General features: G+C 53.4%; 8 protein-coding genes. 6 read left to right on the top strand and 2 right to left on the bottom strand.

What is annotated here, in order from left to right; all coding sequences use genetic code 11:
• Positions 1-1,018 (bottom strand): ATP-dependent RNA helicase SrmB (gene srmB / locus JJU14_RS15635; RefSeq protein WP_228614653.1); only part of this gene is annotated, 1,018 nt, incomplete at its 3' end.
• A gap of 111 nt (positions 1,019-1,129) precedes the next feature.
• Between srmB and JJU14_RS15630 the strand changes: the two genes are divergently transcribed.
• On the top strand, positions 1,130-1,837 hold the full coding sequence (locus JJU14_RS15630; RefSeq protein ID WP_228614652.1) for a methyltransferase: 708 nt from the start codon (positions 1,130-1,132) through the stop codon (positions 1,835-1,837).
• A gap of 20 nt (positions 1,838-1,857) precedes the next feature.
• Here JJU14_RS15630 and fldB read toward each other — a convergent pair whose 3' ends face one another.
• Entirely contained in the window at positions 1,858-2,373 is a 516-nt protein-coding gene (gene fldB / locus JJU14_RS15625; RefSeq protein ID WP_228614651.1) for a flavodoxin FldB, read from the bottom strand.
• A 184-nt stretch (positions 2,374-2,557) separates the two neighbouring features.
• Here fldB and xerD point away from each other — a divergent pair, with 184 nt between their 5' ends.
• The 5 genes from xerD (at position 2,558) to lysS (ending at position 8,670) form a co-directional block, all read left to right on the top strand.
• On the top strand, positions 2,558-3,457 hold the full coding sequence (xerD, locus tag JJU14_RS15620; RefSeq protein WP_228614650.1) for a site-specific tyrosine recombinase XerD: 900 nt from the start codon (positions 2,558-2,560) through the stop codon (positions 3,455-3,457).
• A gap of 40 nt (positions 3,458-3,497) precedes the next feature.
• Positions 3,498-4,205, top strand: a complete 708-nt coding sequence (gene dsbC, locus JJU14_RS15615; RefSeq protein WP_228614649.1) for a bifunctional protein-disulfide isomerase/oxidoreductase DsbC — start codon at positions 3,498-3,500, stop codon at positions 4,203-4,205.
• Position 4,206: 1 nt separating this feature from the next.
• On the top strand, positions 4,207-5,931 hold the full coding sequence (recJ, locus tag JJU14_RS15610; protein WP_228614648.1) for a single-stranded-DNA-specific exonuclease RecJ: 1,725 nt from the start codon (positions 4,207-4,209) through the stop codon (positions 5,929-5,931).
• Positions 5,932-6,013: 82 nt separating this feature from the next.
• A protein-coding gene (gene prfB / locus JJU14_RS15605; RefSeq protein ID WP_228614647.1) for a peptide chain release factor 2 occupies positions 6,014-7,112 on the top strand; the annotation gives its coding sequence in 2 pieces (ribosomal slippage) (positions 6,014-6,088 and positions 6,090-7,112; 1,098 coding nt in all).
• Between the two features lie 40 nt (positions 7,113-7,152).
• Positions 7,153-8,670: a lysine--tRNA ligase gene (lysS, locus tag JJU14_RS15600; RefSeq protein WP_228614646.1), complete on the top strand. Its 1,518-nt coding sequence runs from the start codon at positions 7,153-7,155 to the stop codon at positions 8,668-8,670.
• Positions 8,671-8,703: the final 33 nt, after the last annotated feature.

Here is an 8,703-nt window from a genome sequence, read left to right as displayed (position 1 = left end):
CGGCCCGGCCGGTGCGGCCAATACGATGCACATAGATATCAGCGGTGCGCGGCATATCGTAGTTGATCACATGGCTGATATCGTCGATATCCAGACCGCGGGCAGCAACATCGGTGGCCAGCAGAACCGGTACCTGACCTTGCTGAAAGCGGAAAATAGCCTGTTGGCGTTTATCCAGCGGCATTTCGCCCTGCAGCCAGGCGTTGCGGATACCGGCAGTTTGCAACTGGCCGGTTAGTTGCGCCAGGCGTTCGCGGGTTTTAACAAAGACAATGGCTTTTTGCACTTCAGGCTGTTTTAACAGGTGAGTCAGCAGCACAAGCTTGTGGTTCACATCATCGGCCAGATGGATCCACTGGGTAATTTTGCCGCGCTCACGCCGTGGTGGCTCGGCTTCAATCCGTTCCGGCTCGTGCAGCGAGTGGCCGGCAAAACGCTCCAGATTGGCACCTTCCAGCGTAGCCGAGAACAGCATGGTTTGTTTACGTTGTCTTGCTTCCAGCACAATGCGGTTCATTTCGCCAATAAAACCCATATCCAGCATGCGGTCGGCTTCATCCAGGATCAGCAGCTCGATGTGCTCGGCCTGGAATTTTTCTTTATCCAGATATTCGGTTAAACGGCCCGGTGTGGCTACCAATAAGTCGTTGTTTTTGGTCAGCACATCGGTGTGGCTGTCGTAATGGATGCCACCGGTAATCACTCCAGCATTGAGATCGGTAAACTGGATGAGTTTCTGAATTTCCTGATGCACCTGATACGCCAGCTCGCGGGTAGGCGTCATGATCAACACCCGGGCAAAGCCGGGCGAGCGGCGCGGAAAGTCCAGCAGATACTGGATTGCCGGTAACAGGAACGCCAGTGTTTTGCCGGTGCCGGTTGGTGCACAAGCCAGAATATCGCGAGCCTCCAGCGCAAAGGGCAGCACCATTTGCTGGATCTGGGTGGCTTGCTTAAAACCACATTTTTGCAGCGCCCGGTTCAGGGCCGGGTCCAGGTCAAACTCATCAAATTGCATGCATTGCTCTCTTGTGTAAAGCCGCTCATGGTGTAAAGCCGCTCTTGGCGCAAAACCGCCGGGCGGATGACAAGGTGACTGCCGCCAGATACACTTCACCCCGGAGGGATTATGGCAGCAGGTTTTCAATGTAAACAGTTTTTCATCGGCCATCAGCACTGTGCGATGAAAGTAGGCACCGATGCACTCTTACTGGGGGCCTGGGCCCGTATTCCTGCCACCGGCAGCCTGCTGGATATTGGCTGCGGCAGTGGCATTCTTAGCCTGATGCTGGCGCAGCGCAGTCAGGGTCTTCTGCCCATTACCGCGTTGGATCTAGATGCCGGTGCGGTGCAGCAAAGCCGTATCAATGTGGCTGCCAGCCCCTGGCCAGACGCTATTCAGGTGCTTGAACAGGATATTCTAACCTATCAGCCGGCAGAGCGTTACTCTTTGCTGCTGAGCAATCCACCTTATTTTCATCAGGCTTTGCCAGCCAGGGAGCCAGCCCGCCAGCTGGCGCGCCACAGTGCTAGCCTGCCCTGGCCACAGTTAATGCAACAAGCTGCACAATTGGCCAGCGAGGATGCGGATTTTGCTGTGGTGATTCCGGCTGACGGCTTGCCCTTGTTGTTGCAGGCGGCTGAGATGAGTGGCTGGCAGTTGCGACGTTTATGCCAGGTACAGCCTAATCCTCACAAAGCAGTGCGTCGGGCCTTGGTGCAGCTGAGTCGGCAACCGGTGGTGCCAGAGCACAGTCATTTGTGCATTCAGCAAGCCGATGGCCACTATACCGGGGCCTACCGGCAGCTGTTACGAGATTTTTACCTGAAATTTTAGCCTGGGCTTCACACAAGCGATTACAGCGTTTCCAACTCGGCTAATAATTGCTCGACCCACTGTTTTAAGCGTTCATCGGTCAGTTCGTACTGGTTTTCATCATCCAGAGCCAGGCCATAAAACCATTGACTATCGTCGGTTAAGGCTTTGGAGGCTTCGAATTCATAACCCTGGTTGGGCCAGAGGCCAATGCGATCGCAACGATTGTGGCTGATGGCCTGATGCAGCATGCCAAGCGCATCCTGAAACCATTCGGTGTAGCCAATCTGATCGCCCATGCCATAGAGCGCGATGACTTTGTCGTTCAGATCCAGCTCGGCGATATCGGCCCAGCAGGCTTCCCAGTCTTCCTGCAGCTCACCAAAGTCCCAGGTGGAAATGCCCAGGATCAGAATATCGTAATCCTGCATCCGGCTCAGTGGGGTATCTTTCAGGTTATGCAATGCGACCAGCTCAGGTCCCAGCAATTGCTGAATTTTTTCCGCCACCATTTCGGTGTAGCAGGTGGTGGAGCCATAAAAAAGACCAATCTGCATGGGTCAGGTTCTCGGGTCAGGCAAGACAGGGGTCAAGTGTAGCAAAAGCGGCACGCAGGCAAAAGCAAGGTAAGACTTACCTGAGCGGGTTTGTGTCAGAAACAGGCAGTCAGGATGGAAACTGGGGTGCTGTTCGCGGTACACTGAGCGTTGATAAAGTCCTTCATCCAAGAGCAGAATCGCGGTGGCGCAGTCAGAGCATCCTTTGATCGAGCAGTTTTTACAGCAGTTGTGGCTGGAGTCGGCCGCCAGTGCGCATACGCTCAGTGCATACAGCAGCGACATCCGTCAGTTCACGGTTTTTTTGGCCGAGCATGAGGCGGGGACAGACTTGCTGCAGGCGCAGCCAGAGCAGATTGAGTTTTATCTGGCGCATCGTCAGGATAAACAATACAGCGCACGCAGCACCTCGCGCTTATTAAGTGCCTTACGGCGATTTTACAGCTGGCTGCAGCACAGTGGCCAGCGTACCGATCATCCGCTCAGTCAAACCCTGAACCCCAAGCTGGGACTGAGCCTGCCGAAAAGCTTGTCAGAGGCTGAAGTCGAAGCCTTACTGGCAGCGCCCGATCTGACTGCAACCATAGGACTGCGTGATAAAGCTATGTTAGAAGTGCTCTATGCCGCCGGGCTTCGTGTCAGCGAATTGGTGGGGCTGACCCTGCGGCAACTGAATTTACGCCAGGGGGTTTTGCTGGTGCAGGGCAAAGGCCGAAAAGAGCGGCTGGTGCCGATTGGCGAGGAAGCAATGGATTGGTTGCAGCGTTATGTAGCTGAAGCCAGGCCCGACTTGCTAAATCAGCCGACAGAGGTGTTATTCCCAAGCAGCCGTGGCCAGTTAATGACACGCCAGACTTTCTGGCATCGGATTAAGTTTTACGCTAAGGTAGCGGGCATTCAAAACCCGTTGTCACCGCATACGTTGCGCCATGCTTTTGCCACGCACTTGCTGAATCATGGTGCTGATTTACGGGTCGTACAGATGTTACTCGGGCACAGCGATTTATCAACCACCCAGATCTATACCCATATAGCGCAGGCCCGGTTGAAGGACTTGCATCAACAACATCACCCTCGGGGTTAATATACAGCACCGGGATTAACTTGAGAGTATAGGAACCATCATGCTTCGATTTTCAATCTTACTTGCTGCACTTGGCTTGTGGAGTAGTGCGGCGCTGGCAGAAGCGACCCCTGCTTATGATGAAGCCAACATCAGCCGTCAGTTGACCCAGCTTGGCTTGCAGGTCGATTCGATGTCGTCATCACCAGTGGATGGATTGGTGCAGGTATTTACCAATCGTGGGCTGTTTTTTGTCAGCAACGACGGTAACTTCTTTTTTGAAGGCAACGTCTTTGATATTCAAAACCGTCAATTGGTGAATGAGCAGCAAATGCGGCCATTCCGTCAACGGCAACTGGAGCAGCATAGCGATTACATTGAGTACAAAGCCAACGATGAACGCCATGTGGTTACGGTATTTACCGATCCGAGCTGTGGCTATTGCCGCCGGTTGCACCAGGAAATTGCCGATTACAACAAAGCAGGCATCACAGTGCGTTACCTGGCTTTCCCTCGCGGTGGCCAAGGGTCGGATACGGCTAAAGAGCTGGAAGCTATCTGGTGTTCGCGCGATAAAAACAGTGCCATGGACAGGGCCAAAGCTGGCCGCTCAGTGAGTGCCATTGAGTGCCGTAACCCGGTTGCGAATCACTACCAAGTAGGGCAAGCCTTTGGTGTGACCGGTACCCCGGCTATTGTATTGCCGAGTGGTCAGATGATCCCTGGCTATCAGCCAGTCGCAAACTTGGTTCAACAGCTGACTAACTAAGATGATAGCGAAACAACTGCGTCAGCGTACGGTACCAGCCGGTACCTTAACCGGTAATTTGCACCCGGTATTGCAGCGTTTGTACTTAAGCCGTGGTGTGCGGAATGTGCAAGAGCTCAGTCGTACTGCGGCCGATTTACTGCCCTGGCAGCAATTAAAGGGCATGCCAGAAGCCACTGAATTACTGATCGAAGCGCTGCAATGCCAACAGCACATTGTGATCGTCGGTGATTTTGATGCCGATGGCGCCACCAGTACCGCGGTGTTGATGGCTGGCCTGAAAGCTTTTGGTTTTAAATACCTGGAGTACCTGGTACCCAATCGTTTTGAGTACGGCTATGGCTTAAGTCCGGAAATCGCCGAGCTTGCGGTGGCACAGGGGGCTGAGTTGATCATTACCGTGGATAATGGTATCTCGGCGCTGGATGGTGTGGCGTTTGCGAAAGCCGCTGGGGTCAAGGTGCTGGTGACCGATCACCATCTGGCAGGCAACGAGTTGCCCGCTGCTGATGCTATTGTGAATCCAAACCAGCCCGGCTGTGACTTTCCAAGCAAAGCCTTGGCCGGTGTTGGAGTTGCTTTTTACTTGCTACTGGCTTTACGTGCGTGTTTACGCGAGCAGCATTACTTTGAAGAAAAAAACCTGCCAGAGCCCAATTTAGCCGAGCTGCTCGACCTAGTCGCGCTTGGGACAGTTGCTGATGTCGTGCCGCTGGATAGTAATAACCGCATCTTGGTGCATCAGGGGCTGCAGCGCATTCGTTCTGGTCGTTGCCGGCCTGGTATTCAGGCGCTGATGGATGTAGCCAATCGCACGGCCAGCCGACTGACTGCCAGTGATTTTGGTTTTGCTCTGGCACCACGGCTCAATGCTGCTGGCCGGCTGGATGATATGTCGCTTGGCATCAGCTGCCTACTGGCACCAGAGCTTGGGATTGGCCGTGAGCTGGCCGCGAGGTTGGATGAGCTGAATGTGGAGCGACGGGCCATCGAGCAGAGCATGCAGCTGGAAGCGCAGCAATTTTTGCGTCAGTTGTCCTTGCAGCAAGCTGAGCTGCCTGCCTGTTTGTGCCTGTATCAGGCCGACTGGCACCAGGGAGTGATTGGGATTTTAGCTGGCCGCATCAAAGAGCAGTACCACCGGCCCGTCATTGTGTTTGCTGAGGGCGATGCCGGCGAGTTGAAGGGATCGGCCCGCTCCATTCCCGGCTTGCATATCCGCGATATGCTTGAAGCCATCGCCAGCCAGTATCCTGGTTTGCTGAAAAAGTTTGGTGGCCATGCTATGGCAGCGGGTTTAACTATCGATGCTGACCGGCTGGAAACCTTTCAACTGGCACTTAACTATGTAGCGAGCCGTTGGGTCAGCGATGAACTTTTGCTGGCGGAGCTGCTGACCGACGGTGAGTTGCCGCAGGACTGCCTGGCGCTCGATTTTGCCGAGCTGCTGCAACAGGCTGGCCCCTGGGGGCAAGCCTTTCCGGAGCCGGTGTTTGAGGGTGAGTTTCGCCTGCTGCAGCAAAAAGTACTGGCCGATAAACACTTAAAACTGATGCTGCAACATCGCTCTGGTCAGTTGCTGGATGCCATCTGGTTTAATGCTGATCGTAGCAGCTGGCCGGATGTGAATGTGCAACAGGTTCGGCTGGCGTATCAGCTGGATGTGAACGAATTTCGCCAGCAACAAAACCTGCAATTGCTGGTACGGCATATGATGGCCGTATAAACGGCGAAAACTACTGCCCTTGGCGTGGAAATTTGCTACAATCCACGCCAATTTTTTGTTGCCGTAGCAAGGTTCAGTGCCCATGTTTGAAGTCAACCCCGTCCATCAGAGTATCAAAGACGTTACCGAGCGCACCGCTGTGCTTCGGGGGTATCTTTGACTACGATACCAAGCAAGAACGCCTGGAGGAAGTAAGCCGCGAACTGGAAGATCCTGCCATCTGGAATGAGCCGGAAAAAGCGCAGGCGCTTGGCAAAGAACGCTCAGCACTGGAACAAGTGGTCAGTACCATCCAGAAGCTGGAGCAAGGCGTGCAGGATGTGGCGGGCTTGGTAGAGCTGGCGGTGGAAGCCGACGATGAAGACACCTTTGAAGAAGCCAAGACAGAGCTGGCCGATTTGATACAACAGCTTGAGTTGCTGGAGTTTCGCCGTATGTTCTCTGGTAAGCACGATGCATCCGACTGCTATCTGGATATTCAGTCGGGCTCGGGGGGCACCGAGGCTCAGGACTGGGCCAGCATGTTGATGCGGATGTACCTGCGCTGGGGCGAAGACAAAGGCTTTAATCCGGAACTGTACGAAGTCACCGATGGTGATGTGGCAGGTATTAAGGGCTGTACCATCAAGTTCAGCGGTGAATACGCTTACGGCTGGCTGCGCACTGAAACCGGTGTGCACCGGCTGGTTCGTAAAAGCCCGTTTGATTCTGGCAATCGTCGTCATACTTCCTTTGCTTCGGTGTTTGTGGCGCCGGAAATTGATGATGATATCGAGATTGAAATCAATCCGGCTGATTTGCGCATTGATACCTACCGAGCCTCAGGTGCCGGTGGCCAGCACGTGAACCGTACCGACTCGGCCATTCGGATCACCCACTTACCGACCAACACAGTCGTGCAGTGCCAAAGTGATCGCTCGCAGCACAAAAACCGTGATAATGCCTTCAAGCAATTGCGCGCCAAGCTGTACGAGCTGGAGCTGCAAAAACAAAATGCCGAGAAGCAAGCACTGGAAGACAGCAAGTCTGATATCGGCTGGGGCAGCCAGATCCGCTCCTATGTGCTGGACGACTCCCGCATCAAAGATTTACGTACCGGCGTTGAGACCCGCAATACTCAGGCGGTGCTGGACGGCAATCTGGATAAATTTATCGAAGCCAGCTTAAAAGCCGGCTTATAAGTTCAATCACGCTATTACTTACATGACTCAGGAATCGAAAATGGCCGAACAGCAGAATCAAGATAACGAAATTCAGGACGTTAACAAGCTGATTGCTGAGCGAAAACATAAATTAGCGGCATTGCGCGAAGACGGTTTTCTATTCCCGAACGATTTTCGGCGCGACAGTATTTCCAGCGATGTGATTGCCACCTACGGGCACCTGAGCAAGGAAGCGCTGGAAGAACAGAAAATCACCGTTAGCCTGGGTGGTCGTATCATGACCCGCCGTATCATGGGCAAGGCCAGTTTTACCACCATTGCTGATATGGGTGGCAAAATCCAACTCTATGTCGCCCGGGACAGCTTGCCGGAGGGTGTGTACAACGAGCAATTTAAAAAGTGGGATCTGGGCGATATCATCGGTGCCAGCGGCCACTTATTTAAAACCCAAACCGGTGAATTAACCGTGTGGCTGACGGATATCCGCCTGTTGACCAAGGCCCTGCGGCCGCTGCCAGATAAATTCCACGGTTTAACCGATAATGAAGCCCGTTACCGCCAGCGTTATCTGGATTTAATTTCGAACGAGCAATCGCGTAAAACTTTCCTGGTACGCAGCAAAACCGTGGCCTATATCCGTCGCTTTTTCAGCGATGAAGGCTTTTTAGAAGTAGAAACACCCATGTTGCAAGGCATTCCTGGCGGCGCCTCAGCGCGGCCGTTTGAAACGCATCACAATGCACTGGATATGCAAATGTTTTTGCGTATCGCCCCTGAGCTGTATTTAAAGAGGCTGGTGGTTGGTGGTTTTGAAAAAGTATTTGAGCTGAATCGTAACTTCCGTAACGAAGGGGTGTCGACCCGCCATAACCCGGAATTCACCATGTTGGAGTTTTACTGGGCTTATGCTGATTACAATGACTTAATGGACTTAACGGAAAAGTTGTTCCGGGGTCTGGCACTGGATGTTTTGGGCTCGACCGAAGTACCGTATCAGGGCGAAGTCTTCGATTTCGGCAAGCCGTTCGCCCGCATGTCGGTTACCGAGTCTATTTTGCATTACAACCCAACGGTGAGCAAAGAGCAGTTGGCAAGCCGTGAAGCGGTCGCTGAGCTGGCGAAAAGCCTGGGCATTGAAGTGAAGGCCAACTATGGCCATGGTCGTATTCTGATGGAAGTGTTTGATGAGTTGGTAGAAACCAAGCTGCGTCACCCTACCTTTATTACCGAATACCCGGCGGAAGTGTCTCCACTGGCACGTCGCAACGATCATAACCCGGAGATTACTGACCGCTTCGAGTTCTTTATTGGTGGCCGCGAGCTTGGGAATGGTTTTAGCGAATTAAACGATGCCGAAGATCAGGCTGAGCGCTTTCTTGAGCAGGTGAAACAAAAAGATGCCGGTGATGATGAAGCCATGTTTTACGACGAGGACTTTGTAACTGCACTGGAGCACGGCTTACCGCCAACTGCAGGCCAGGGCATTGGTATTGATCGTTTGGTAATGCTACTGGCAGATGCTCCTTCGATCCGCGATGTGATCCTGTTTCCACATATGCGGCCAGAGGCGAAGTAACCACCTTATCGCTGGCCGAGGAGCCTCGGCCAT

The sequence above is a fragment of the Alkalimonas sp. genome, assembly GCF_020831925.1.
In the GTDB taxonomy this organism is placed as follows: domain Bacteria; phylum Pseudomonadota; class Gammaproteobacteria; order Enterobacterales; family Alteromonadaceae; genus Alkalimonas.
The sequence above is the reverse complement of the archived record's forward strand: the minus strand, read 5'-3'. Positions and strand labels throughout refer to the sequence as shown.